The organism is Gluconobacter sp. P5B12, assembly GCF_018812035.1.
Lineage (GTDB): Bacteria > Pseudomonadota > Alphaproteobacteria > Acetobacterales > Acetobacteraceae > Gluconobacter.
In genome coordinates this window covers 35613-59904 of sequence record NZ_JACRVV010000005.1, presented here as the reverse complement: position 1 = coordinate 59904, position 24292 = coordinate 35613, and the positions used below count along the sequence as shown (strand labels likewise).

The 24292-nt window shown below is 56.7% G+C and carries 26 protein-coding genes; 17 read left to right on the top strand and 9 right to left on the bottom strand.

What is annotated here, in order from left to right; genetic code table 11:
* Positions 1-2: 2 nt before the first annotated feature.
* The 4 genes from lpdA to KP702_RS10045 all read left to right on the top strand — a co-directional run bounded on the left by lpdA (position 3) and on the right by KP702_RS10045 (position 3271).
* A complete protein-coding gene (gene lpdA / locus KP702_RS10060; protein WP_215768855.1) occupies positions 3-1409 on the top strand; it encodes a dihydrolipoyl dehydrogenase in 1407 nt (468 codons plus the stop codon).
* 5 nt (positions 1410-1414) lie between these two features.
* Entirely contained in the window at positions 1415-2383 is a 969-nt protein-coding gene (lipA, locus tag KP702_RS10055; protein ID WP_202207537.1) for a lipoyl synthase, read from the top strand.
* On the top strand, positions 2383-2853 hold the full coding sequence (locus tag KP702_RS10050; RefSeq protein ID WP_202207536.1) for a type II toxin-antitoxin system RatA family toxin: 471 nt from the start codon (positions 2383-2385) through the stop codon (positions 2851-2853). Before lipA ends, KP702_RS10050 begins: the two co-directional genes overlap by 1 nt.
* Positions 2854-2947: 94 nt before the next feature.
* Positions 2948-3271 (top strand): hypothetical protein, encoded by a 324-nt coding sequence (locus KP702_RS10045; RefSeq protein WP_202207535.1) that lies wholly within the window; start codon positions 2948-2950, stop codon positions 3269-3271.
* 61 nt (positions 3272-3332) lie between these two features.
* Here KP702_RS10045 and KP702_RS10040 read toward each other — a convergent pair whose 3' ends face one another.
* From KP702_RS10040 to KP702_RS10030, 3 genes are read right to left on the bottom strand one after another with little or no spacing between them, the layout of a single operon-like run.
* Complete coding sequence (locus KP702_RS10040) at positions 3333-3818, bottom strand: CinA family protein (protein ID WP_202207534.1); 486 nt, start codon at positions 3816-3818, stop codon at positions 3333-3335.
* On the bottom strand, positions 3805-5679 hold the full coding sequence (locus KP702_RS10035) for a lytic transglycosylase domain-containing protein (protein WP_202207533.1): 1875 nt from the start codon (positions 5677-5679) through the stop codon (positions 3805-3807). The genes KP702_RS10040 and KP702_RS10035 overlap by 14 nt, the downstream gene beginning before the upstream one ends.
* Positions 5660-6271, bottom strand: coding sequence for a YjbE family putative metal transport protein (locus KP702_RS10030; RefSeq protein ID WP_202207532.1), 612 nt, complete (start codon positions 6269-6271; stop codon positions 5660-5662). The genes KP702_RS10035 and KP702_RS10030 overlap by 20 nt, the downstream gene beginning before the upstream one ends.
* Before the next feature lie 81 nt (positions 6272-6352).
* Here KP702_RS10030 and purB point away from each other — a divergent pair, with 81 nt between their 5' ends.
* From purB to KP702_RS09985, 9 genes are all read left to right on the top strand, one after another.
* Complete coding sequence (gene purB / locus KP702_RS10025; protein WP_202207531.1) at positions 6353-7684, top strand: adenylosuccinate lyase; 1332 nt, start codon at positions 6353-6355, stop codon at positions 7682-7684.
* A 143-nt stretch (positions 7685-7827) separates the two neighbouring features.
* Positions 7828-8589 (top strand): phosphoribosylaminoimidazolesuccinocarboxamide synthase, encoded by a 762-nt coding sequence (purC, locus tag KP702_RS10020; RefSeq protein WP_046901644.1) that lies wholly within the window; start codon positions 7828-7830, stop codon positions 8587-8589.
* The gene (gene purS, locus KP702_RS10015) at positions 8589-8831 is read left to right on the top strand and encodes a phosphoribosylformylglycinamidine synthase subunit PurS (protein ID WP_046901643.1); all 243 of its coding nucleotides are present in this window, start codon (positions 8589-8591) and stop codon (positions 8829-8831) included. Before purC ends, purS begins: the two co-directional genes overlap by 1 nt.
* Positions 8828-9217, top strand: a complete 390-nt coding sequence (locus tag KP702_RS10010) for a Rap1a/Tai family immunity protein (protein WP_215768854.1) — start codon at positions 8828-8830, stop codon at positions 9215-9217. Before purS ends, KP702_RS10010 begins: the two co-directional genes overlap by 4 nt.
* The gene (gene purQ, locus KP702_RS10005) at positions 9214-9915 is read left to right on the top strand and encodes a phosphoribosylformylglycinamidine synthase subunit PurQ (protein WP_215768853.1); all 702 of its coding nucleotides are present in this window, start codon (positions 9214-9216) and stop codon (positions 9913-9915) included. The genes KP702_RS10010 and purQ overlap by 4 nt, the downstream gene beginning before the upstream one ends.
* On the top strand, positions 9912-12116 hold the full coding sequence (gene purL, locus KP702_RS10000; RefSeq protein WP_215768852.1) for a phosphoribosylformylglycinamidine synthase subunit PurL: 2205 nt from the start codon (positions 9912-9914) through the stop codon (positions 12114-12116). Before purQ ends, purL begins: the two co-directional genes overlap by 4 nt.
* Positions 12117-12119: 3 nt before the next feature.
* Complete coding sequence (locus KP702_RS09995; protein ID WP_046901639.1) at positions 12120-12350, top strand: BolA family protein; 231 nt, start codon at positions 12120-12122, stop codon at positions 12348-12350.
* Between the two features lie 88 nt (positions 12351-12438).
* Positions 12439-12774 (top strand): Grx4 family monothiol glutaredoxin, encoded by a 336-nt coding sequence (gene grxD, locus KP702_RS09990; protein WP_046901638.1) that lies wholly within the window; start codon positions 12439-12441, stop codon positions 12772-12774.
* 192 nt (positions 12775-12966) lie between these two features.
* Complete coding sequence (locus KP702_RS09985; RefSeq protein ID WP_215768851.1) at positions 12967-13266, top strand: hypothetical protein; 300 nt, start codon at positions 12967-12969, stop codon at positions 13264-13266.
* A 2-nt stretch (positions 13267-13268) separates the two neighbouring features.
* On the opposite strand, the gene KP702_RS09980 is transcribed toward KP702_RS09985, so the two are convergent.
* From KP702_RS09980 to KP702_RS09970, 3 genes are read right to left on the bottom strand one after another with little or no spacing between them, the layout of a single operon-like run.
* A complete protein-coding gene (locus tag KP702_RS09980; protein ID WP_255494186.1) occupies positions 13269-13580 on the bottom strand; it encodes a YraN family protein in 312 nt (103 codons plus the stop codon).
* A 56-nt stretch (positions 13581-13636) separates the two neighbouring features.
* Complete coding sequence (gene hemB, locus KP702_RS09975) at positions 13637-14635, bottom strand: porphobilinogen synthase (protein WP_167626891.1); 999 nt, start codon at positions 14633-14635, stop codon at positions 13637-13639.
* Positions 14636-14660: 25 nt separating this feature from the next.
* Positions 14661-16094 carry an APC family permease gene (locus tag KP702_RS09970; RefSeq protein ID WP_202207529.1) on the bottom strand — a complete coding sequence of 478 codons (1434 nt, stop codon included), beginning with the start codon at positions 16092-16094 and terminating at the stop codon, positions 14661-14663.
* A 92-nt stretch (positions 16095-16186) separates the two neighbouring features.
* Here KP702_RS09970 and glyA point away from each other — a divergent pair, with 92 nt between their 5' ends.
* Positions 16187-17491: a serine hydroxymethyltransferase gene (gene glyA, locus KP702_RS09965; protein ID WP_202207528.1), complete on the top strand. Its 1305-nt coding sequence runs from the start codon at positions 16187-16189 to the stop codon at positions 17489-17491.
* A gap of 3 nt (positions 17492-17494) precedes the next feature.
* Here the strand turns inward: glyA and KP702_RS09960 are convergent, their stop codons facing one another.
* Positions 17495-18538, bottom strand: coding sequence for a succinylglutamate desuccinylase/aspartoacylase family protein (locus KP702_RS09960; protein WP_202207527.1), 1044 nt, complete (start codon positions 18536-18538; stop codon positions 17495-17497).
* The gene (argE, locus tag KP702_RS09955; RefSeq protein ID WP_202207613.1) at positions 18535-19710 is read right to left on the bottom strand and encodes an acetylornithine deacetylase; all 1176 of its coding nucleotides are present in this window, start codon (positions 19708-19710) and stop codon (positions 18535-18537) included. Before argE ends, KP702_RS09960 begins: the two co-directional genes overlap by 4 nt.
* Positions 19711-19879: 169 nt before the next feature.
* Between argE and KP702_RS09950 the strand changes: the two genes are divergently transcribed.
* Both KP702_RS09950 and KP702_RS09945 read left to right on the top strand, forming a co-directional pair.
* Positions 19880-21076 carry a glycosyltransferase family 4 protein gene (locus KP702_RS09950; RefSeq protein ID WP_215768850.1) on the top strand — a complete coding sequence of 399 codons (1197 nt, stop codon included), beginning with the start codon at positions 19880-19882 and terminating at the stop codon, positions 21074-21076.
* The gene (locus tag KP702_RS09945; protein ID WP_215768849.1) at positions 21073-22140 is read left to right on the top strand and encodes a glycosyltransferase family 4 protein; all 1068 of its coding nucleotides are present in this window, start codon (positions 21073-21075) and stop codon (positions 22138-22140) included. The genes KP702_RS09950 and KP702_RS09945 overlap by 4 nt, the downstream gene beginning before the upstream one ends.
* Here KP702_RS09945 and KP702_RS09940 read toward each other — a convergent pair.
* Positions 22137-23375, bottom strand: a complete 1239-nt coding sequence (locus KP702_RS09940; RefSeq protein WP_202207524.1) for a DEAD/DEAH box helicase — start codon at positions 23373-23375, stop codon at positions 22137-22139. The genes KP702_RS09945 and KP702_RS09940 overlap by 4 nt on opposite strands.
* Here KP702_RS09940 and KP702_RS09935 point away from each other — a divergent pair.
* On the top strand, positions 23359-24291 hold the full coding sequence (locus KP702_RS09935) for a mitochondrial fission ELM1 family protein (protein ID WP_202207523.1): 933 nt from the start codon (positions 23359-23361) through the stop codon (positions 24289-24291). The two genes, KP702_RS09940 and KP702_RS09935, sit on opposite strands and share 17 nt — an antisense overlap.
* The last annotated feature ends 1 nt before the right edge of the window (position 24292 follow it).

Below are 24292 nucleotides of genomic sequence, written 5' to 3'. Positions count from 1 at the left end.
CCATGTCCGATACTTTCGATCTGATCGTTGTTGGTGGCGGTCCTGGCGGATACGTTGCAGCCCTCCGAGCCAGTCAGCTTGGCATGAGCGTTGCCATCGTGGAGAGCACGCATTTTGGCGGTGTCTGCCTCAACTGGGGCTGCATCCCTACAAAGGCGCTTTTGCGTTCCTCCGAAATTCATCATCTTTTGCATGATCTGAATACATTCGGCTTCTCGGCCGAGAACGTATCCTTCGATCTACCCAAGATTGTGGCCCGATCCCGTGGCATTGCCCGCCGCATGGGCGGGGGCATTGCCCATCTGCTCAAGAAGGCCAAGGTCATGACCTTTGACGGTCGTGCTAAACTGGCTGGCCGGGCAGGGGAAGCACACAAGATTTCCATCACCAAGGATGGTGCCGAAGTGGCGATCATTAAGTCGCCCAACGTCATTCTGGCTACTGGTGCACGCGGCCGTCAGCTTCCCGGTCTGGAGACAGATGGCAAGCTGATCTGGGGTGCCCGTGAAGCCATGACCCCGACCGAACTGCCGAAGCGCCTGCTGGTCATCGGTTCTGGTGCCATCGGTATCGAATTTGCGTCCTTCTACCGCAACATGGGTAGCGAAGTGACAATTGCGGAGGTGGCGGACCGCATCCTGATCGCCGAAGATCCGGAAATCAGCGCAGCTGCGCGCAAGGCCTTCGAGAAGCAGGGGATGAAGATCATCACCGGTGCGAAGGTTGGCCCGCTTCAGAAGGGTGAAAACGAGGTTTCCACCACCATTGAAAGCTCCTCCGGTACGGTTGATCTGACTGTGGATCGCGTGATCTGCGCTGTCGGCATTGTTGGAAACGTTGAGGATCTGGGCCTCGAGGGGACCAAGGTTCAGGTTGATCGCACCCATATCGTCACGGATGGCTTCTGTCGCACGGCGGAACCAGGCATTTACGCGATCGGTGACGTCGCAGGCGCGCCTTGGCTGGCTCATAAGGCAAGCCACGAGGGCATTCTCTGCGTTGAGAAGATTGCGGGTCGTTCGCCGCAGCCCCTTCATGCTCTGAACATTCCGGGCTGCACCTATTCCCGTCCTCAGATCGCGTCTGTTGGTCTGAGCGAGGAGAAAGCCGTCGCATCTGGCCATAAGGTTCGTGTTGGGCGCTTCCCGTTCATTGCCAATGGCAAGGCCGTGGCGATGGGTGAGACGGAAGGCATGGTCAAGACCGTATTTGATGCCACAACCGGGGAGCTTCTGGGTGCTCACATGATCGGCGCAGAAGTCACGGAAATGATTCAGGGCTATGTCATTGCCCGGACAGGTGAACTGACGGAAGCAGAACTGATTGAAACGGTTTTCCCGCATCCGACAATCTCCGAGACAATGCATGAAGCGACTCTGGCGGCCTTCGACGGTCCGCTCCATATCTGAGCAGCATGTCCCAGCGCATCACCATAGATCACCGTGAGATGTCCGCTCTCCGCCATCCGGAGAAGGCCCATCGTCCTGATAATCCGATCCAGCGTAAACCGTCCTGGATTCGGGTAAAGGCGCCCAACCATCCCGTGTACCACGAGACACGGGCGCTGATGCGGGAGGCCAATCTGGTTACGGTCTGCGAGGAAGCAGCCTGTCCGAATATCGGGGAATGCTGGTCCCAGCGTCATGCGACCATGATGATCATGGGCGAAATCTGCACGCGGGCCTGCTCTTTCTGCAACGTGACAACTGGCCTCCCAAAAGCCTTGGACACAGACGAACCGCGCCGGGTTGCAGAAGCCGTGGCAAAGCTTGGTCTCAAGCATGTTGTCATCACATCAGTTGATCGTGATGACCTTGCGGATGGAGGCGCTCGTCATTTCGCGCACGTCATTCAGGCCATACGCTCAGCTTCACCAGGTACGACAATCGAAATTCTGACGCCTGATTTTCTTCGGAAACCAGGCGCACTTGAGATTGTGGTGGAGGCACGGCCTGACGTTTTCAATCACAATATCGAGACCGTGCCTCGTCTCTATCCCACAATCCGGCCAGGTGCGCGATACTATCAGTCATTGCGTCTGCTGGACGGTGTAAAGAGGCTCGATCCATCCATTTTCACCAAGTCTGGCCTGATGCTTGGCCTTGGTGAGGAGAAGATGGAAGTATGGCAGGTCATGGATGATTTCAGGGTTGCTGACGTCGATTTTTTGACGTTGGGCCAGTATCTTCAGCCGAGCGTAAAGCATGCATCGGTCGAAAAGTTTGTTACCCCGGAAGAATTTGACGGCTATGCTGCGGCTGCCCGTTCCAAAGGATTTCTCCAGGTCAGTGCAAGCCCTCTGACACGATCCTCCTATCATGCGGACAGTGACTTCGCGAAGCTGCAGGCTGCGCGAAACAGCCGTCTGAAAGAAAGTCCCTGATGCCGACACATGCCGAGCAACGGTTGATTGCCTACACGCCGGAGCAACTTTTTGATCTGGTCGCAGATGTGGAGAGATATCCGCAGTTTCTGCCATGGTGCGTCAAAGCGACTATCAAATCCAAGACGGAGCATGAACTGGTAGCTGACCTGACAATCGGGTTCGGTCCGTTCCGTGAGACCTTTACCAGCCGTGTGACCTTGGAATGCCCTTCGCGTATCCGCGTCCGTTATGAAAAGGGGCCTTTCCGGTATCTGAACAACGTCTGGACATTCACACCAGACCCTCGTGGCTGTCTGGTAGACTTCTTTGTAGACTTTGAATTCCGTTCCCGTCTTCTACAGAACGCGATGGGAGTTGTTTTCAATGAAGGCGTTCGCTTGATGGTCTCAGCCTTCATCAAGCGTGCCCGCGATATCTACGGAGTACAGGCTGCACAGAACCGCACCCCGCAGCCAGGACTTTCTTGAGTACAGGAAAGAATTCGTAATACGTCATGAACCATTTGGCGCATGAGGCGTTCTCAGCCTCAAGCACCGAATGGTGTCATGAAAGGATTACGCAATGAAGAAATTTACCTTCGGCGCATTTGCCTTCTCGGCTTTGATTGCTGCTTCTTCCCCGGCTATGGCCGCACACCATGGGCATCACCATGGCAAGAAGGCTGCCGCCCACGCTCAAAAGTCTGACGAAGCTTCTGCAACGGACGCTCTTAACGCTCGTTCACTGCAGCAGGCTCAAACGCCGGTCCAGGCACAGGCACCAGCAGCTCCACTTCCTGTTGCAACGGCTCCAACGTCTGCTGTTGTTCCTACGGCCCCGCCGGTTCCAGCCGTACCGCCGGCAGCGTCAACCATGCCAGCAACGGCGCCTACTGACGGTCAATAAGTTCTCAGTCGGTACACCCGTTGGAAAAGCCCTTACCAGATCGGTAAGGGCTTTTTTTTGTTTACACCTTCAGGACCATTTCCAGAGCATGTCTAACCGTTGCATTTCTGACAGCGGCGCGGTCTCCGGAAAAAATATGTCGCTCTGAGATTGCCTTTCCTGGAAAAATAGCTAGCCCGAAACAAACCGTTCCCACAGGCTTATCAGCACTTCCACCGTCTGGCCCCGCTATTCCTGTTACGGATACCGCCACGCTCGCATCCGCAGCATGGCACAGTGCGCCTTCTGCCATGGCTTGCGCTGTCTCTTCACTGACTGCGCCGTATCGAACAAGAGTTTCTTCTGGAACACCCGCCGCACTGTTTTTAAGAGCGTTGGAGTACGTTACGAGTCCTCCTTCGATCACACTGGACGAACCTGCGATATCGGTAAGCGCTGCACAGATCATACCCCCGGTACAACTTTCCACCGTCACCAAGCGTAGGTCTCGGGCAGCCAAATGCGCGAAAACTTTTTCACAAAGTGATCGAAAATCAGTTTCCGACATGGGAAGCACTCACTCGATAAACCATCATATTGGCTTCGATATTCTCGATGTACATCCGCGTTTCCCGGTAGGGAAGACGTTCGATCCAATCTAGAATACCATCTTCAGATAAAGGATCGGCGGGTGGATTTGCTTTGAGCCACAGATCCACCCGATGCGGCCCAGCATTATAAGCAGCCAAGGCATAGGGAATGACGTTATCAAAGCGCGCAAGCAACTGGGATACGTAAGCATTCCCGACGGTCAGATTGGTCTGAGGATCCAAAAGTGCAGCTGCAGAAACATTAATGCCCCCAAGATGGGCGCGCCTCACCACATCGGTCGCAGCCCCGGGTAAAATCTGAAGCAGACCAATAGCGTGAGCCCCACTGATGGCAGCAGAATCGAACCCGCTTTCCTGCCTGATAACAGCTGGAAGCAAACCATCTGGAATAGTCGATGCTTCCGGCCATGGATTAGGGAACCCCTGCGGATAGAGGGCAACGCCTTTTCGTGACAAGGCATGAGCGGCAAAGACTTCAGCGGCAGGAACATTAAGACGTGAGCCAAGGTCTGCCACAGCCTTCTGGCCTTGCGGCGTCGGATTGGCGATCAGAAGAAGCAGCAGGAAGTCTTTAGCGTGTTCCTGATCTCCTGACTGCATCAGGTCAGTGGCCGCCTCGACGAGATCCTGTCGCTGCAAGTCTCCTGATGCCACCGACGGAAGAGAGTGCAAGCTTTGCTGGAGCGCACTATCGAATTCCTGAGACGTCGTCCCGGCCAAAATAAAAGACTGCTCCCCGGAAAGAACTGCCTGAGCAAGCTGGCCATGGAACGTCGTGGGAAAATGTGTCGCATGCTCAAATGCGTCCTGCGCGTCTCCTGAATGCCCTGCGGCCTGGCGGGCGCGCGCAGTCCAGTACCAGCCTCGAGCCTGCATCGTGAGTGAGGAAGCCTGCTGGAGCGGCTTGAAAAACTCCTCTGCTTGGTCGGGAGTGTTCAAGAGCCGAAGAGCAATAAAGCCGGAGAGATTTTGCGCTTCCTGACGGTCGATTTCGGTAAGCGGCAGTGTTGTGTCCTGCGCTAGGGCATAAGCGTCCTGCACACGACCTGCGAGGAGCAGGGCGCGCGCCAGACTTGCTCTTTCACTGGACCATTCATGAGAAGGGGCCGCGGCTTGCAGACGTGAACCCATATCATTCCAGAGCGCCAAAGCGTCATCCAGGCGGTCTTCGCGCCGGAGAGCCCGCAGGCGATAACGAATTAAAATGGGATCTGCACGCTCCGCAGGAGATAGAGCATCAAATGCGCTGTCGGCAGCAGGCGAAACGGATCGTTCAGCGAGTCTCGCGCGCGCAAGAGCCTGACGTTCGGGCAGCAGGCGAGGGATCTGACGTCCCGCTGCCGAAAACTGGCCTTTGGCTTCAAGACGCTCATAACGCTGCCACTGATCATCCGCACCGAAGACAGTGGCATATCTCGCTAAAAGAGCACCTTCTTCCTGAGCAGTTCCTGCGCCAGAGACCCAAAGCCTACGCGCTTCATTTACTGCACTGGGGAGATGATCCTGACAGTTCAGGAAAGCCGAGACGAGTGTCAGGGGAAGAGACGGGCAGAGACGGTTTAACGCGTCAGGATCAGACGTATGCGTAAGGACATTCTGATATCGCCACAGAATTTTGGCGCGTTGCGGCCAGACCGGCGTCTCCAGAAGAAAAGCGGCATAGTCGTCCGCAGGTCGGTCCGTGGCTGAAGGCGCAACAAGTGACAGCCACTGAGCCAATCGGTCCTGAACCGAGGGTGTAGGAGGCAAGGGAGCTGCCGCCCCGAGAAACAGGGCGGCAGCCAGCAGAAGTGGTCGGTCAGTTCGGCAGCACAACATGATGCCAGATTTCTCCTCCGCCGCGGATGATGAGCTCAATCGCCACACCCAGCACGACAAACAGACCACACCATGCGATCCAGCTGTAACGGGCCAGAAGCCCGGCAATGAACGACGCGGCAACGCCCATCAGCAACACAGAGAACGCGAGACCGCCCATGAGAATCCATGGATGACCAATAGCAGCCCCTGCGACAGCGAGGACATTGTCCAGACTCATGGAAAGATCGGCAATGACAATCTTGAGAATGGCAGGCCCAAGCCGGGAAGGGGCGTCAACCTCGACATCCGCATCATTGTGTCGGAGCTCCCGATACATCTTCCAGCAGACCCAGAGCAGAAGACAGCCACCTGCGAGCGTCAGGCCGACAACAGCCAGAAGACGGGCTGCGACCAGTGCCAACCCAATTCGCAGGACGGCAGCAAAGGCCGTGCCGATCAGGATGGCCAGACGCCTCTGCCGCCCCTGAAGGCTACGAACCGCCATCCCGATGACAACGGCGTTGTCTCCCGCGAGCGTGATATCAATGAGGGTGACCTGTGCCAGCGCAAACAGGCCGTGAACGAAAGTATCAGGGAGCAAGGTTGTCATTCTTCCAAAAGGGGTCCGTGCAATATCCTCGTATTTGGTCTAAGCAGCCTCCGTAAAGCCCCACTCGCCTCCGGAGTTCTCATGGTTCCGCGTTATAGCCGCCCCCAGATGACCGCAATCTGGTCGCCCGCCAACCGTTACCGTATCTGGTTCGAAATTGAAGCCCTGGCCTGTGAAGCCATGGCGGAACAGGGCGCAATCCCTGCCGAATCAGCCAAAACGATCCGCGAAAAAGGGGATGCTGCAATGGCCGCATTCTCCGACGCTGATCTGGCCCGGATTGACGAGATCGAGGCTGAAACGCGCCATGACGTGATTGCGTTCCTGACATGGCTGGCAGAAAAAGTCGGCCCGGACAGCCGCTTCGTTCATCTCGGCATGACGTCTTCGGATGTGCTGGACACATGCCTGTCTGTTCAGCTGACACAGGCTTCGGACCTTCTTCTTGAAGATCTGGAGCGCGTTCTCGCGGCCCTCAAGACGCGCGCATACGAGCACAAGCTGACCGTGACGATCGGCCGCAGTCACGCCATTCATGCGGAACCGACCAGCTTCGGCCTGAAACTGGCTGGCCATTATGCAGAATTCGCGCGCAACAAAGAGCGTCTGCTTCAGGCCCGCAAAGAAATCGCTGTCTGTGCCATTTCCGGTGCGGTCGGTACGTATGCTCATATTGACCCGGCAGTTGAAGAATACGTCGCTGAAAAACTGGGACTTGTTGCCGAAAGCGTCTCCACACAGGTTATCCCCCGTGACCGCCACGCAGCATTTTTCTGCACCCTGGGCGTGATTGCCAGCGGCATTGAGCGCCTCGCTGTTGAAGTTCGCCATTTGCAGCGCTCGGAAGTGCGCGAAGCGGAAGAGTTCTTCCACAAAGGCCAGAAGGGCAGCTCCGCGATGCCGCACAAGCGGAATCCGGTCTTATCCGAAAATCTGACAGGCCTTGCCCGCCTGATTCGCTCCCACGTTACGCCTGCACTGGAAAACGTTGCCCTGTGGCACGAACGTGACATCAGCCACTCAGCCGTAGAGCGGAACATCTGCCCTGACGCCACGATCGGGCTTGATTTCGCTCTGATGCGCCTGGCTGGCATGATGGAAAAGCTGATGGTCTATCCAGACCAGATGATCGCCAACATGGAAAGCCTCGGTGGCGTTGTCCATTCGGGTGAAGTGCTGCTGGTTCTGGCCCGCGCTGGCATTTCCCGCGAAGACGCCTACCGGATTGTCCAGCGCAACGCCATGGAGACATGGACGAAGCTGGGCCACCCTGACTTCCGCACGTTCCGCGAGAATCTTGAAGCAGATCCGGAAGTTGCCGGCCGTGTCAGTGCGGAAGTTCTGGACCGGGCCTTCGATCCGGCGCAGCATCTCAGCCAGGTTGATCGCATCTTTAACCGCATTTTCGGTTAATCTGGACAAACGGGGGCGGGAATAGTTTTCCCGCACTCTCGCGGTTCCGGTTCCGCAATGCTATGGAACCGAAAAACCGTCGCTGGACCAGCCGTTTCCGCATCCCTGACAAACGGGACGGCGCAACGCAGTAAGGATTGCTCATGGCCCGCCGCCGCCAGCTCTATGAAGGCAAAGCCAAGGTTCTTTTCGAAGGGCCCGAGCCCGGAACGCTCGTGCAGTATTTCAAGGATGACGCTACCGCCGGAAACGGCGCCAAAAGTGGCGTGATCACAGGGAAGGGTGTCCTGAACAACCGCATCAGCGAATACCTGATGATGAAGTTGCACGACATCAACATTCCAACGCACTTCATTCGCCGTCTCAACATGCGTGAGCAGCTGATCCGCGAAGTCGAGATCATTCCACTCGAAGTGGTGGTCCGCAATGTTGCGGCGGGCTCGATCGCCAAGCGCCTTGGCATCCCTGAAGGGACCCGTCTGCCGCGCACGATCATCGAATATTACTACAAGAACGATACTCTCGGGGACCCGATGGTCTCTGAAGAACATATTGCCGCGTTCGACTGGGCCTCACCACAGGACCTGGACGACATGAATACGCTGGCTCTCAGGACCAATGATTTCCTGATGGGCATCTTCATGGGCGTTGGCATCACCCTCATTGATTTCAAGCTGGAATTCGGCCGTCTCTGGGAAGGCGAGGAGATGCGGATTATCGTTGCTGACGAAATCTCTCCCGATAACTGCCGCCTGTGGGACAGCAAAACCAGCGAGAAAATGGACAAGGACCGATTCCGCAGGGACATGGGCCGCGTCGAAGAAGCTTATCAGGAAGTTGCACGGCGTCTCGGGATCCTGCCCGAAGCCAGTAATGGAGACCTCAAGGGTCCGGAGGCAGTATAATGAAAATCCGCGTTTTCGTTTCTCTGAAAGATGGTGTTCTTGACCCGCAGGGCAAAGCCGTCGGCCATGCTCTTGAGTCCCTTGGTTTCAAAGGCGTTGGTGAAGTCCGCGTTAACCGCGTGATCGAACTGGACGTTGCAGCGCAGGACAATGCTGCAGCTCTTGCGGAGGGTGAGGCCATGGCCCGCGCTCTTCTGGCTAACGAAGTCATTGAAGACTTTAGCGTCGAGGTGGCAGCATGAAGCTCTTCTCCGCTGCTCTTCTGGCTGCCGGTCTCGTGACCGTAGCCGCGGCTCCTGCTCATGCACAGCGCGTTTCCAAGGTCTCCGGAAAAGCTCTGGGCAACATGTGCTCAGCCAGCAAGTCTACCGCTCTCTGTGACGCTTATCTTGCAGGCGTCATGGATAGCGAAGTCTGGTCCAAGAAATACGACAGCTACGCCGATGATGCTGGCGCGCCTGTCGCGTTTTGTGTTCCGGTCAGCGAAACGACAACGCAGGTTCGCGGCAAGCTGATTTCCTGGCTTCATGCTCATAATGATGCGTTGACGCAGTCAGGCGGCAAGGCCGTTTACCGTGCCCTGCATGATGCTTACCCCTGCCATACGGCTGCGGAGGCTCAGAAATGAAGGCAGGTATCGTCGTATTTCCTGGCACGAACCGGGAGCGCGACATGGTGCACGCCCTGAAGCTGGTTTCCGGCCAGACCCCGAAAATGATCTGGCACCGGGATACATCCCTTGGTGATCTGGATCTCGTGGTTCTGCCGGGAGGTTTCAGCTTCGGGGATTATCTGCGCAGTGGTGCCATGGCTGCTCATTCTCCGATCATGCGCGAAGTCAAAGCTTTCGCTGAGAAAGGTGGCCATGTTCTCGGTGTCTGTAACGGCTTTCAGATCCTGACGGAAACGCATCTTCTGCCAGGCGCACTGCTTCGCAACGCTGGCCTGCGCTTTCTGTCGCAGGACTGCCACCTGAAAGTTGAAAATGCCGCGTCGGCATTCACACAGGGATGGAAGAGCGGCGACATTTTCCGTGCGCCGCTTGCGCATGGCGATGGCAACTACACGGCCTCACCTGAAACGCTTGAGCGTCTCGAAGGAGAAGGCCGGGTTGCATTCCGCTATTGTACTGCTGATGGACAGGTCTCAGAGGGCAATCGCCACTCCAATCCCAACGGCAGCGCGCGCTCGATCGCTGGTATCCTGAGCGAAAATGGCCGTGTGTGCGGCCTGATGCCGCACCCTGAAAACCTGACTGACCCGGAAATCGGCGCGACTGATGGCGTGCCGCTCTTCAAAGGCCTGGTGGAGGCTCTCGTCGGATGAGTGTTACAATCGACGCCAAACTGGCCCAGTCTTTCGGCCTGACACCTGCGGAATATGACAAGCTCCTGAGCATCATGGGCCGCACGCCCAGCTTTACGGAGCTTGGCATTTTCTCGGTCATGTGGTCCGAGCACTGTTCTTACAAATCCTCCCGCATCCATCTCAAGACGCTGCCAACCAAGGCTCCATGGGTCATTCATGGGCCGGGCGAAAACGCGGGTGTTGTTGATATCGGCGAAGGTCTGGCTGCCGTCTTCAAGATGGAAAGCCACAACCATCCGTCCTTCATCGAGCCTTATCAGGGCGCAGCGACAGGCGTGGGCGGTATCCTGCGTGACGTGTTCACCATGGGAGCCCGTCCGGTCGCCAACCTGAATGCCCTGCGCTTCGGTGACCCAAAAAATCCGGGGACACGCCGTATCGTCGATGGTGTTGTTCGCGGCGTAGGTGGGTACGGCAACTGCGTCGGCGTTCCGACGGTCGGCGGGGAAGTCAATTTCCACAAGGCCTATGACGGCAACCCGCTCGTCAACGCGATGACAGTCGGTGTTGCCAAGCAGGACAAGATCTTCCTTTCTGCTGCTGCAGGCATTGGAAATCCGGTTGTTTATGTTGGCTCCAAAACCGGTCGAGACGGTATTCATGGCGCTACCATGTCCTCCGCCGAGTTCGACGATGAGGCTGCCTCCAAGCGTCCAACCGTTCAGGTGGGTGACCCGTTCATCGAAAAGCTGCTGATCGAGGCGTGCCTCGAACTGATGGCCACCGATGCGATCGTCGCCATTCAGGACATGGGTGCTGCTGGCCTGACATCTTCCGCCGTTGAAATGGCAGGCAAGGGTGGCGTCGGAATTGAGCTTGACCTTGATTCCGTCCCGCAGCGCGAACCCGGCATGTCAGCCTACGAAATGATGCTGTCTGAAAGCCAGGAGCGTATGCTCATGGTTCTCAAGCCTGAAAGCACCGAGCAGGCCCGGGCCATCTTCGAAAAATGGGAACTGGATTTCGCGATCGTCGGGCAGCTGACAGATAGTGGCCGCATCACAATCAAGCACAACGGACAGATCGAAGCGGATATTCCGCTGGCACCGCTGGCCGATGAAGCTCCGATCTACAATCGCCCGACTGTTCCGCTGGAGGCCCCACGGCACATCCAGCCACCTGCAGACCCGGTAGGGATTGAGCATGCTCTGCTGACATTGATCGGCTGCCCCGATCTGGCGTCCCGCGCATGGATCTGGAACCAGTACGATGCATCCGTCGGCGGCAATACGGCGCGCCGCCCAGGTGCGGCAGATGCTGCCATTGTGCGCGTGGAAGGAACGCGTCTGGGCCTCGCCCTGACGACAGACTGCACCCCGCGTTACTGTCAGGCTGACCCGAAAACCGGAGCAGCACAGGCTGTTGCCGAAGCATGGCGCAACATTACGGCAACAGGTGCGAAGCCTTTGGCCGTGACGGACAACCTGAATTTCGGCAATCCGGAACGCCCCGAAATCATGGCTCAGTTTGCTCAAGCCATCAAAGGCATGGGTGAGGCGTGCCGTGCGCTGGATTTCCCGGTCGTGAGTGGCAATGTCTCATTGTATAACGAGACACGTTCACCATCAGGTCTGGCCCAGGCTATTCTCCCGACACCGGCGATCGGCGCTCTGGGTGTTCTTGCAGATGCATCGCGGTCCATCGGACTGTCCATGCCTACAGATCATGATCTGGTTCTGATCGGCGAAATCCGTGGGGAACTCGGGCAGTCCCTCTGGCTCCGTGAAATTTGCCATCGCGAAGACGGTGCTCCACCTCATGTTGATCTTGTTGCAGAGCGCCGGAACGGTGACTTTGTGCGCGGACAGATTGAAGCCGGTTCAGTTACGGCCTGCCACGATATTGCAGATGGCGGTCTTCTCGTGACACTGGCTGAGATGGTCATGGCTGGAGACGTAGGATGCGTGTTGAATGCCCCCCCATCCAACATCCCACTGCATGCTTTCTGGTTCGGTGAAGATCAGGCGTGCTATGTTGTGGCGACCAAAAGCGCTCAGGCTCTTCTTGCCGCAGCCGAAAAAGCTCATGTCCCCGCCCGCAAGCTGGGTCATTCCGGCGGCAATGAACTGAAGCTTGCGGATGGTATTGCACTAAAAGCCAGCAGACTGCGCGACATCAACGCAGCATTCTTCCCGAAATTCATGGGTGAGGACGCCTGACATATGCCTATGACAGCATCCGAAATCGAACGGACCATCCTCGCCGCTATTCCCGATGCCCAGATCACAATTCAGGATCTGGCCGGGGACGGGGATCACTACGCCTGCACCGTGGTCAGCACGGCATTCGAAGGGCTTTCTCGTGTACGCCAGCACAAACTGGTTTATGATGCTTTCGGAACCCGCATGGGTACTGAGCTGCATGCGATGGCTCTCAAAACCCTGACCCCTTGAACTCAGGGGGAATCATTCCCTTCTGAAGTGACTGCTGACAGCCAGGGAGGGCATTGCCTCTCCCTGATGCCGACAAAAGGAAAAACCAATGTCTGAGACCGTGTTCCAGCATATCCAGAACCTGATCGACGCAAACCCGGTCATGCTGTTCATGAAGGGTGACAAACTCTTCCCGCAGTGCGGCTTCTCTGCACGCGTTGTGCAGATCCTGAACCACCTTGGCGTGCCGTTCGAGACCTGCAACATTCTTGAAAGCGCTGAGCTTCGTCAGGGCATCAAGGATTTCTCACAGTGGCCGACCGTGCCGCAGCTCTACGTCAAAGGTGAGTTCGTTGGTGGCTGCGACATCGTGACGGACATGTACCAGAGCGGTGAACTTGAGACTCTGCTGACCGAAAAAGGAATCGCTACGGCGAATGCCTGATTTCGTTAATTCCGGCCGCTGAAACGGCCGGAATTCAACCTTTTTCAAGGCTTGCAGACGCCACAATTCAGCCATGATGCGTCCAAAAGTGGCAAGACCTTGATTTTTTCTAAAACTTTCCCCATCGGGGTTGTCGAACCCTCTGATTACGTCATACGGTAGTTCCATCAAAACAGGGATGGAAACACATCAATGGCGCGACAGTGGGCTGGCCGAATTGCTCTCGGCATTATGAGCGTTGGACTATGCATGGGAGCCGGAAAGGCTCATGCCCGTGCAGCCATCACTGATTACGAAGCCAGCAAGCTGACATTTGACGCGCTGACAGCAACCCCGGTTTACCACCGCCCGGTTGTTCACTTTGCTCGTCACTCCGCAAGCCACTCGATGGCATGGAGCGGACATCGCGCCGTGATCCGTAACGTGGCTTACCGCCCGCATGCAGCTGCCGCAACAACAGCTCATCGTCACGTCCGCAGCCGTCGCACCTGATATTATGTAAGGCGTAGCGCATCCACGATGCGTCGCGCCTGCCCCTCGCGATTGACAACAATAACGTCGAAGCGCGTGTTCGGACGCGACCATTCAGGTTTGGTCGCAAGGACATACTCAAACGCTGCCATCAGGCGCTCCGCCTGACGAGGACGGAGAGCTTCCGCGCTATCCCTGAGTGTGGAACGGCTCTTCACCTCAACAGCGATAATCCAGTCTTCATCCGCGACCAGAAGATCAATTTCGCCATATGGTGTTCTGAGCCTTTGAGCCAGAATTTCCAGCCCTGCCTCCACCATATGGCGCTTAGCGATCTCTTCAGCGTTCAGGCCTCCGTAATAAGCCTGAACGCCTTTCGCGCGACGGTTAATCAGCGCTCTTCTTTCAGAAGACGGGCAGCATCAATCGCAAAATACGTCAGGATGCCATTACAGCCAGCACGCTTGAAAGCGATCAGGCTCTCCATGATGGTACGATCCCGCTCAAGCCAGCCATTCTGAATAGCGCCGGCTAGCATCGCATACTCACCAGAAACCTGATAGGCGAAGGTCGGCACCGAAAAACGGTCACGAATACGGCGGATGATATCCAGATACGGCATGCCGGGCTTGACCATGATCATGTCCGCACCTTCCCGGATGTCCTGCTCCACTTCCCGAAGAGCTTCATCCGAATTGGCCGGGTCCATCTGATAGGTTTTCTTGTCACCCGTCAGAAGGCCACCTGATCCCAACGCATCACGGAACGGGCCGTAGAAGGCGGAAGCGTATTTCGCGGTGTAAGCCATGATTCGGACAGTCTCGAAGCCGTTGGCATCGAGTGTTTCGCGGATTGCCTGCACACGACCATCCATCATGTCAGACGGCGCAATAATGTCGTTTCCAGCGCGAGCCTGATTGAGCGCCTGCTGACGAAGGATTTCAACAGATTCGTCATTGAGGATACGGCCATCCTTGATAACGCCGTCATGACCATGATCCGTGTAGGGATCGAGCGCCACGTCACCGATAACACCAAGCTCCGGAAAGGCTTCCTTGATGACGCGGGAGGCGCGACACATCAGATTGTCCGGGTTCAGGGCTTCAGTGCCGGTTGCATCACGCAGTTCGACTGGCGTGATGGGAAAGATGGCAACCGCCGGAATGCCAAGCTCAACAGCCGGACGGACATGCTCCACCAGATTGTCGAGGCTGACGCGCTCAACACCGGGCATGGAGGACACTTTCTGGCGCTGGTTTTCGCCTTCACAAACGAAAATCGGCCAGATCAGGTCATCGACGTGCAGTCGATTTTCCTGAACCAGCCGACGTGTAAAGGCATCGTGGCGATTACGCCGCGGGCGGAAGAGGGGGAATGATGCGTTCGTCATGCCCCCAATCATGCTCCTATATTTTCTATCTGGAAAGCAGGCTGTGACGTACTCCGTAACAGAAATAGATCGCCAGCCCGATCACGAGCCATACCACCAGCCGAACCCAGGTCAGCATATCCAGAGACACCATGACCGCACCGCAGGACAACACGCCCAGAACCGGAATAATCGGCCCACCGGGCACACGGAAAAGGCGTGGGGCCTGAGGCTCTTTTATTCTTAAGAGTGGAACGCCGACGCAGACAATGATGAACGCAAGCAGCGTTCCAATTGATGTCATGTTGCCCAACTCACCGATCGGCAGCACTGCAGTCAGAACGCTTGTCAGGGCAGCAAAGCACAGATGGGACGTCCAGGGCGTATGCGTGCGCGTGTTCAGCTTCGCGAAGACTTTCGGAAGCAGCCCATCATGCGACATGGCCAGAAATACACGCGCCTGACCCAGAAGAAGCCCAAACAGGACAGAAACGTATCCTACTGTAATCCCCAGTTTAACGAGACTGGCGAGCCAGGGGGCACCAGCAGCATCAATCGCTGTTGCAACCGGGCTTGGATCATTCGCCATGACTTTATAGTTCACAACGCCCGTCAGAACCGCAGAGAACACTGCATAAACAACACCACAGATCAGCAGGCTTCCGATAATGCCGACCGGAATATCCCGGGCCGGGTTTTTGCTGTCTTGCGCGGTTGTGGAGACGATATCGAATCCCAGATAGGCAAAGAATGCCATCCCGGCGGCCCGCATTACGCCAGAGAAGCCGAAATGCCCAAAGGTGCCGTCATTCGGCGGAATATACGGATGATAGTTTGCCAGCTTGATATGCGGGATGCAGAACACCAGCACCAGAGCGATCACTGCCAGCTTGATGACTACGATAACATTATTCACCGCAGCAGACTGGCTGACACCACGCATCAACAAAGCAGTCACGACCCAGATAGCCAGAACCGCCGGAAAATTGAACCAGGCACTGACAACTGACCCGTCCGCCAGTGTCACGGGTGTCATGGGTGTCGCCAGAAGCCGCGGATCAATCGTAATGCCCCAGCCTGAGAGCAGGGAGGATACATAGCCCGACCAGCTCGAGGCCACAGCGGCTGCACCTACTGTATATTCAAGCACAAGATCCCAGCCGATGATCCAGGCGATCAACTCACCCATGGACGCATAGGCATAGGAATACGCTGACCCGCCTGACGGGATCATCCCAGCCAGTTCGCCGTAACAGAGGCCGGCAAATCCACAGGCGAGGGCAGCAATAAGATAGGACAGCGTGACGGCAGGGCCTGCGTTCTGGCCTGCTGCAACGCCTGTCAGGGAGAACAGGCCGGCACCGATGGTCACACCTACACCGAGTGCAATCAGGTGCCAGGGGCCAAGAACACGTTTCAGGCCTGTATTGTCAGACGCAGCGGAAGACACAGGCTTGGTCCGCCAGAGCGGATTGGTCATGAAAGATCCTCGTTGGAAACACGGATTGTTTTTGCCGACGCGCGCATTCTGCGGTAGTGACGGGGCGAACTCACCCTGGAGAATGGACCACGATGTCGGAACACGCCAGCCAGTCCACGCTGAATCCTTTTTTCCACGCGCCTCTAAAAGAGGCTGATGCCGAAGTTGCCGCAATCCTGAATGACGAACTGACCCGTCAACAGGATGGTATCGAGCTGATCGCGTCCGAGAACATGGCATCTTTTGCCGTGATGGAAGCGCAGGGCTCTGTTCTGACCAACAAGTACGCTGAAGGCCTTCCGGGCAAGCGCTACTATGGTGGCTGCGTTGACGTGGACCGCGTTGAAACCCTCGCCATCGAGCGCCTTAAGAAGCTGTTCGGCGCAGAATTTGCAAACGTGCAGCCGCATTCCGGCGCCAATGCCAATCAGGCAGCCTTCATGGCAATGGCAAAGCCAGGCGACACCATTCTGGGTCTGAGCCTCGCGGCTGGCGGGCATCTAACCCACGGTGCAGCTCCGAACTACTCCGGCAAGTGGTTCAACGCCGTTCAGTATGGCGTGCGGGCGCAGGACGGCCTGATCGACTACGATCAGATGGAAGAGCTGGCCCGCGAACACAAGCCGAAGATCATCGTTGCAGGTAGCTCCGCCTATCCACGCGTGATCGACTTCCCGCGCTTCCGGAAGATTGCTGACGAGGTTGGCGCTTATCTGATGGTGGACATGGCTCATTTTGCCGGTCTGGTTGCCGCTGGCCTGTATCCGAGCCCGCTGCCGCATGCTGACATCGTGACGTCCACGACGCACAAGACGCTACGTGGCCCACGTGGCGGCATCATCCTGACGAACAGCGCCGAGCTGGCCAAGAAGATCAACTCTGCGGTCTTCCCAGGTCTACAGGGTGGCCCGCTGATGCACGTCATCGCTGGCAAGGCCGTTGCCTTCGGTGAGGCCCTGAAGGACGACTTCCGCGACTACCAGAAGCGCGTTGTAGCCAATGCGAAGGCACTGGCCGACGAACTTCAGCTACGTGGCTTCGATATCGTGACAGGCGGCACAGACAGCCATCTGGTGCTGGTTGATCTTCGCCCCAAGAAAGTGACGGGCAAGCTTGCAGAAGAAATTCTGGAACGCGCTGGCATCACGGCCAACAAGAACGCCATTCCGTTCGATCCGGAAAAGCCGTTCGTCACGTCAGGCATTCGTCTGGGCAGCCCGGCTGCAACGGCGCGTGGTTTCGGCGAAGAAGAATTCCGCACCATTGCCCGCATGATGGACGAAGTTTTGACGGCAGCTTTGGAAGAGGGCGACGTCAATGACACGACCAACCGTGTCCATGAAGAAGTGAAGGCACTCTGCCGTCGCTTCCCGATCTATGATCGCGCTTCTGCCTAAGAGTTAAGGTGAACTTGCGGTGCGTCTGGCCAGACGCACCGCAAGTTGCCCTTGTTTAGGGCGCAGATTAGGCACGATGAGCAGACAGTCATCGTAGGGTGTGCAGATTGCGTCATGACCGTCCCTAGCGATTACAGTTCCTGCTCTTGGGATGCAGGTATTGCCAACCCAAGGCTGAACAAAGCTGAACTCTCCACTTTTGGCTGTGACGTTATCCGTCACAACAGCAAGCCTTGCTGGCTGCGTTTTATCCTGTGCAATGCCCTGAATATGCACATTCAAAGCTTCAGCCAAAAATCGGCGGCTCACTTTCTCCATCACGTCCACGGTTTCCGGCTCCCAATGTAATCCCGCTTCCAGCAGGCAGGATCGTCCGGTGCCCCCAACGGCCATGAAGCGCGCATGCTCAATCAGGCGAGAGCCGCCGTGATGTCCAAGGTCAGTCAGCACCAGCGTCGGTGATCCGGCCTCTGAGGCTAATGCGCAGGCAAGATCACTGGACCGCCGCCTGGGGGGAACAATGAAAAGCGGGTGGGACGGCCAGAGTGTGGAGTGAAGATCCAGCAAGAGATCAGCACGCTCAATAAAAGGACGCAGCTCCCGGGCTCGCGCCAGTTCACAGGACTGCTCATCATTGTTCAGACGTGATGGATGCCAGAGTCTGTTGAGGTCTTCCTCTCTGTAGCGAGAAGCCATCGGGGCAGAACGATCAAAGCGGTCGAAAGCCTCCAGATTGGCAAGAATCAGCGTGACACGACCAACCTCCGGAACGGGAAGTGTCTTTCTGAGCCTATCCAGGGCATGGCCACCAGCATACTCGTTACCATGAACCATCCCGCTAATAACGACCTCCGGCCCACTTCGACCGGACTCGAAAATCATGACGCCCGAAATGCCAGATGCAGGATTTCTCCATGCTGAGAGATCAGGCGGATTCAGGCAGACGTTCAAAGGAAAAGCCGGACGGCCGCTTCCGGGCAGGTCTTCAGTCAGGCGCGGCTGACGAAGCCGTATCGGATGGTGCCTCTGTCCTGCCTTACAACTCATGCCGCCCCGCTTACTCTCCGTGCAAAATCCCGTATGACCGTTTCACAGCGCTCAAGCTGTTCCTTCGCAATAAACTCGTCCGGACGATGAGCCTGAGCAATATCTCCCGGACCACAGACAATACTCTCCATGGCACCACGCTGGTAGATCCCAGCCTCAGTTCCATAAGACACTTTTCCCGTCGTGTTGCTGCCGGTGATCTGGCACGTCAGTTCTGCCAGAGGATGGTCGGCGGCCAGGGCAAGTGGAGGCAAGTCCACCAAAAGAAGGTAGCTGATGCCGCCGCCGGGGTTATCTTCTCTCAGACTTTCATCCAGCGGAGAGAGGGCCTCACGTAACTTCTCAAACTCGACGCATCCCTCATCGCCGGGAACATTCCGCCATTCAACGTCAAATTCGGCCTGTTCCGGGATGATGTTGAGGATACTGCCACCGGATGCGAGCCCGACCTGCATGGTTGTATACGGCGGAACAAACCCATCAACCCGCCGACCTTCCACAGCAAGGCGGTCAGCCTCGTCGGCACAGATAGCGATAGCTCGCCCCATGGCATGCAAGGCATTCCTCCCACCCTGCGGCAGGGAGGAATGCCCCGGCTTTCCAGTTAGCCGCACGCGAACAGCGAAGCGCCCTTTATGAGCGATTACGGGCGTCATCATGGTCGGTTCGCCCACCATGCAGAGGGCAGGGAGCAGATGCGCCTGCTTTATGTCCTCGATCAGGTGTCGTGCCCCATCACAGGTAATTTCTTCGTCGCAGGTAAAAAGCAGATGGATGGGCTTAGGGAGATCCATAGCCTTGAAATCGGGCACTGCGGCCAACATGCAGGCGACGTAGCCCTTCATGTCTGCTGCGCCACGCCCATAGAGGCGGCCGTTCTCTTCCCTGAGAACAAAAGGATCAGACGACCAGTCCTGACCGTCAACCGGAACACAATCCACATGCCCGGCGAATGCCATTCCCCCAGCTTTTTCTGGACCGATAACGGCATGCAGGTTCCACTTCCCGCCATCTCCACCCGGATACCGGGTAAAAGCGACATCATGGGCAGCCAGATAACCTTCGATCCATTCGATAATCGAAAGATTTGAATGGCGGCTGGTCGTATCAAACGAGACCAATGCCGCAAGAATCGTCTCTACCCGGGGAGGAATGGTGCGTGGATCGGTCATGGATTGTAGTGTAAGCACGTTCCTGGCCAGTCGCCATAGAGCTTGTAACGGCTTTATGATGCTGATGCTCAAGGCAGGAAACATGTTGTAAAGAAGCAGGCGTGACGGCAGCTGATTTTAAACTGAAACCGATTTTTCTCCGTACGAAACACGCCTTGAAGGACATGCCGTGAGCCACCCTGATCTTTCTGTAGCTCACAGGATCTGGCAAAAACTGCCTCAGGAACCGAGACGACGGTTTTTTGCATGGGCAACAGCCCTCGTCGCGCCCAGCATCAGCAAGACTTATCCATCCCGTGCTTCCGGCATTATTGTGGCTGGAGAACTGAGCCGCAGTTCAGGACTGGGCGAAGGGGCCCGTCTGATGGTGCAGGCTTTGCGCAAGCTGAACATTCCCTGTGCGACCTGGGATATAGACACCCGGCGACTTGAAGGGGATGCAGTCGGGGCAGGCGCACCTCTTGTCATTCACGTCAATGCGCCAATGCTCCCCTCTGTCCTTCTCAGAATGCCGCGCTCTCTTCGGAACGGCCGGAAAGTGATCGGCTATTGGGCATGGGAATTGCCCATCATTCCAAAAACATGGACATACGCTCGGCGATATGTCCATGAAATCTGGGTGCCGTCCCGCTTTACCGCTGATGCGATCGCGCCCCTCAATGTCCCGGTTCGCGTGGTGGAACACCCTGTTGGCCTTGCGGGTCAAAAACCCTCTCAGAAAGACCGGGCGGCATTCAACCTGCCAGCTGATGCCCTCATTGTTCTTGTTTCGTTTAATCTTGCATCCAGCATGGTTCGGAAGAACCCCATCGATACCATTCGGGCCTTTCGTGAGGCGTTCGGCATCCGTCCGGACCGGATTTTACTGCTGAAGATTGGCCATACAGAGAACTACCCAGGCGATATGGCTGTCATTCAGGCAGCGATCGGCGGGGCTCCCAATATTCGCCTCAATACAGCGCATTACAGCAGCGAAGACACGCTGGCGCTCATGGCTTGCGCTGATATCGTTCTTTCCCTTCACAGGAGCGAAGGGTTCGGACTGGTTGTGGCGGAAGCTATGGCGCTGGGGCGCTGCGTTGTCGCCACGGACTGGTCCGCAACGGCCGAGTTCATGGATCCTTCATGCGGACTCCCTGTCGCCTACAGTCTGTCTCCCGCCCGTGACCCACGGGGTGTTCTCGACATGCCGCAAACCAGCTGGGCCAACCCTGACGTTCAATCCGCAGCACAGGCATTAAGAGAAGCCGCAGATAATCCTGCCCTTCGGGAACGCCTGGGGAATGCCGCCATGAAGCGTGTGGAGGATCGACTGAACGGCCAGAGCCTTCTGCAAGCGGTACAGGCGTCAGGAGTTCAGGGGTGACCGCTAGGAAAGTTTTTGTCTGGCAGTGGGGGAAACGGGGCGCGGGGCCGCGAATCGCGGTGGACCTTGCCAATGGGCTTGCTGCACTTCCCCGAACCAGTGTTCAGCTCTCGCTTTCAGACCAAGCGGAAATCCTTCATAGTCATCACGCCCCTGCGAATGTCCTGACATTCAGGACGTATCGCTCTGCGTTCGGGTTGTTCTGCAAATTCCTGCAGGCACCGGTGATTATCACACGTCTTTTCATGGCCATTCTGAGCAACAGGCCCGATATCGCCATCTGTGCAATGCCAGGGCCGCTTGATGTTCTCATGGCGCATGCTCTGCGGCGGGCCGGGGTGCCGGTCATCACGATCATTCACGATGCCCGTGCCCATCCGGGAGACGGCTACCCGTTACAGATGTTTCTTCAACGCATTCTGATCAGACAGTCATCCAGTCTGGTCACCTTTAGCCAGCACGTCGCCCAAACATTGTCGGGCGACGCATCGTGTCAGGGAAAAAGGATCCTTTCACTTTCCCATCCACCATTTATCGGGACGAACGCCGCTCCGCCTTTCAGCCATCAGGGTAAACCCAGGCTGCTGATGTTTGGACGTCTTCTGCCCTATAAGGGACTGGACCTGTTGGCTGCGGCACTCCCGCAGGTTGATGTTTCTATCGAATGTCGCGTTATCGGGCAGGGGCCCGATAGTCCTGAACTAGCCGAGCTTCAGAAGATCAACGGAGTTCAGGTCGAAAATCGGTGGGTTCCGGAAAATGAGCTGTCACAGCTGATTGGCTGGGCAGACGTATTGCTGCTTCCCTATCGGGAAGCCTCTCAAAGTGGCGTTGGCGCAATGGCCGCAGCAGGAGGGCGTTATATCGTTGCGACAAATGTGGGGGGGCTCACGGAGCAGTTTGCTGACAATTCACAGGCAGTACTCTGTGAACCGGAGCCGGAGGCAATCGCTCAGGCAATCACCGTCCTTTTGAAAAATCCACCACCAATTCCTCCAATTCCTGACAGCACAATTGCGTGGCAGGAACTGGGAAGAAATATTCTGGATCGCTACCTCCCTTAGGTGTCGAGTGCGTCTTCTGTCGCGATACGAATGCGATAGCCAATGTGCTTTTCAATATCGCGCAGAAACAGACGCTCATCACTGTTGATAAGAGAGAACGCAGCGCCCTTCTTACCGGCACGGGCCGTCCGGCCAATGCGGTGAACATACGATTCAGGCGTTTCCGGCATGTCCATGTTGATGACAAGATCAACATCGGAAATATCCAACCCACGTGAGGCGATATCCGTGGTCACCAACACAGGCACGCGGCCCTGCCGGAACAGATCCAAAGCCTTGTTTCGTGCGCCTTGTGTCCGATCACCGTGCAGGGTTTCCGCCCTGATGTCATGACGGCGAAGCACCTTGGCCATCAGATCGACATTCACTTTTGTGCGGGCAAAGACCATGCTGCGGCCCGGAAACCTCTCCAGAATACGTGCGACAGTTTCAGGCTTGTCGTCTTTTTCCACAAACATCGCGCGCTGGCGTATTTTCTTTGGCGTGAAGGTTTCAGCAGCAACATCCACGCGAACCGGATCACGCGTTACACGCTTGGCCAGAGCCATGACCGGCTCCGGCAACGTAGCAGAGCAAAAGACGGTTTGCGGCGGTACATCGGGAAAATACGGTGTCAGCGCCGTCATGCTTTCGGAGAAGTCTTCATCCAGGAGGCGATCGGCCTCATCCAGCACGAGGTAGGTCAAATACTCCAGAACCAGTTCACCCTGCATCACCAGGTCCAGCAGTCGTCCATGCGTGGCTACAATAATGTCGACGCCATCGCGGATCGTGCGCAGTTGCTGATCACGGGGTGTTCCGCCACAGATCACACGCGTTTTCAAAGACAGGCGACGCCCTAATTGACGGCAGACTGCCGCAGTCTGCGCGGCCAGCTCCCGTGTGGGTTCAAGAATTAAAGCGCGCGGGCCCGGCGCAGCTTCCCCTTCACTCAGCTTCTGCAGCATGGGGAGCACGAAAGCAGCAGTTTTGCCACTTCCTGTCTGGGATGCGACAAGCACATCGCGCCCGGCCAGAAGCGGCGGGATGGCCTGAGACTGGATCGCGCTCGGGCGTTTGTGCCCAACCTGCTCCAGCGTGGCCAGAAGAGGGGGGATCAGTCCAAACTCGGCAAAACCGTCAGAATTGGAAATGGAAGGTGTTTCAGGCATCGTCATATCCGCTTCTTGCCAAATTTCTTCCGTTTCGGGAAATAGCGTCTTTTTTTGGAGTCCAACCATGAAGGCCACGATCATCGCCGAAGACTTCGCCGGGATGCGTGCGCAAGGTGCCGGTCTCGCGGAGAAAGCAGGAATGGACTGGGACTTTCAACCCGTTCTGATCCGCAAACCCTGGAACCATGTTCCGGCCCGATACTGGCCGTCTCCTTTAAAGCGCATTGCCCCCATCACCATAGCGCCTGACACAAAACTGATCATCAGTATTGGTGGGACGGGAGGTATTGCAGGGGCAGCAGTTGCCAAACGGGAAGGGTTGCCCGTGGTGCAGATTCAAAATCCCCGAACTGACCTCACAAAATTTAATCTTATTGTTGCCAACAGCCATGACGGCATTAATGGCCCGAATGTTTTGATCTCTCGCAATGCATTGCACCCCGTCACGCCCCAGAAGCTGGATTATGCCCGTGCCTTATGGGCTGATCGTCTGAAACATGACGAGCGGCCTTTGCTTGCCATTCTGGTTGGCGGCACAAACGGGCGCTTTTCTCTTGGGGTGGCGGAAGCAGTCAAAATGGCAGAAGGACTGATCGCTTTCGTGAACCGGAATGAAATGCAGGCTGTCCTGACCCCCTCACGCCGGACGGACCCAGCCGCTCTTGCCGTGCTGAAGGAAAAGCTTGTTCCAGCCGGTATCCGCATTCTTGAGGGGCAGGGAGATAACAATCCTTATTTCGGGATGCTTGCCTGCGCAGATATGATTGCCGTGACTACAGACAGTGTTTCCATGATTTCTGAAGCTGCCGCTACGACTGCACCGGTGATGGTTCTTCCGCTTCCGGGCAAGTCAGCACGCATTGGCCGGTTTGTGCAAACCCTTGAGGAAGCAGGGCGCGTCCGCATATTCAACCCGACCTTGACATCATGGTCTGTCCAGCCGCTTGACGACACCCCCACTGTGGCGAGAGAAATGCGCCGACGACTGAAGCTCTGAA

What these genes read in the sequence shown, in the direction of transcription:
- KP702_RS09985 (WP_215768851.1), top strand. Translation starts at nt 12,967, where the DNA reads ATGGCGCGACAGTGGGCTGGCCGAATTGCTCTCGGCATTATGAGCGTT.
- purS (WP_046901643.1), top strand. Translation starts at nt 8,589, where the DNA reads ATGAAAATCCGCGTTTTCGTTTCTCTGAAAGATGGTGTTCTTGACCCG.
- KP702_RS09960 (WP_202207527.1), bottom strand. Translation starts at nt 18,538, where the DNA reads ATGAGTTGTAAGGCAGGACAGAGGCACCATCCGATACGGCTTCGTCAG.
- purB (WP_202207531.1), top strand. Translation starts at nt 6,353, where the DNA reads ATGGTTCCGCGTTATAGCCGCCCCCAGATGACCGCAATCTGGTCGCCC.
- KP702_RS09940 (WP_202207524.1), bottom strand. Translation starts at nt 23,375, where the DNA reads ATGATCGTGGCCTTCATGGTTGGACTCCAAAAAAAGACGCTATTTCCC.
- KP702_RS09935 (WP_202207523.1), top strand. Translation starts at nt 23,359, where the DNA reads ATGAAGGCCACGATCATCGCCGAAGACTTCGCCGGGATGCGTGCGCAA.
- grxD (WP_046901638.1), top strand. Translation starts at nt 12,439, where the DNA reads ATGTCTGAGACCGTGTTCCAGCATATCCAGAACCTGATCGACGCAAAC.
- KP702_RS10040 (WP_202207534.1), bottom strand. Translation starts at nt 3,818, where the DNA reads ATGTCGGAAACTGATTTTCGATCACTTTGTGAAAAAGTTTTCGCGCAT.
- KP702_RS10045 (WP_202207535.1), top strand. Translation starts at nt 2,948, where the DNA reads ATGAAGAAATTTACCTTCGGCGCATTTGCCTTCTCGGCTTTGATTGCT.
- purC (WP_046901644.1), top strand. Translation starts at nt 7,828, where the DNA reads ATGGCCCGCCGCCGCCAGCTCTATGAAGGCAAAGCCAAGGTTCTTTTC.
- KP702_RS10010 (WP_215768854.1), top strand. Translation starts at nt 8,828, where the DNA reads ATGAAGCTCTTCTCCGCTGCTCTTCTGGCTGCCGGTCTCGTGACCGTA.
- lipA (WP_202207537.1), top strand. Translation starts at nt 1,415, where the DNA reads ATGTCCCAGCGCATCACCATAGATCACCGTGAGATGTCCGCTCTCCGC.
- lpdA (WP_215768855.1), top strand. Translation starts at nt 3, where the DNA reads ATGTCCGATACTTTCGATCTGATCGTTGTTGGTGGCGGTCCTGGCGGA.
- glyA (WP_202207528.1), top strand. Translation starts at nt 16,187, where the DNA reads ATGTCGGAACACGCCAGCCAGTCCACGCTGAATCCTTTTTTCCACGCG.
- KP702_RS10035 (WP_202207533.1), bottom strand. Translation starts at nt 5,679, where the DNA reads ATGTTGTGCTGCCGAACTGACCGACCACTTCTGCTGGCTGCCGCCCTG.
- KP702_RS10050 (WP_202207536.1), top strand. Translation starts at nt 2,383, where the DNA reads ATGCCGACACATGCCGAGCAACGGTTGATTGCCTACACGCCGGAGCAA.
- hemB (WP_167626891.1), bottom strand. Translation starts at nt 14,635, where the DNA reads ATGACGAACGCATCATTCCCCCTCTTCCGCCCGCGGCGTAATCGCCAC.
- KP702_RS09995 (WP_046901639.1), top strand. Translation starts at nt 12,120, where the DNA reads ATGCCTATGACAGCATCCGAAATCGAACGGACCATCCTCGCCGCTATT.
- KP702_RS09970 (WP_202207529.1), bottom strand. Translation starts at nt 16,094, where the DNA reads ATGACCAATCCGCTCTGGCGGACCAAGCCTGTGTCTTCCGCTGCGTCT.
- KP702_RS10030 (WP_202207532.1), bottom strand. Translation starts at nt 6,271, where the DNA reads ATGACAACCTTGCTCCCTGATACTTTCGTTCACGGCCTGTTTGCGCTG.
- purQ (WP_215768853.1), top strand. Translation starts at nt 9,214, where the DNA reads ATGAAGGCAGGTATCGTCGTATTTCCTGGCACGAACCGGGAGCGCGAC.
- purL (WP_215768852.1), top strand. Translation starts at nt 9,912, where the DNA reads ATGAGTGTTACAATCGACGCCAAACTGGCCCAGTCTTTCGGCCTGACA.
- argE (WP_202207613.1), bottom strand. Translation starts at nt 19,710, where the DNA reads ATGACCGATCCACGCACCATTCCTCCCCGGGTAGAGACGATTCTTGCG.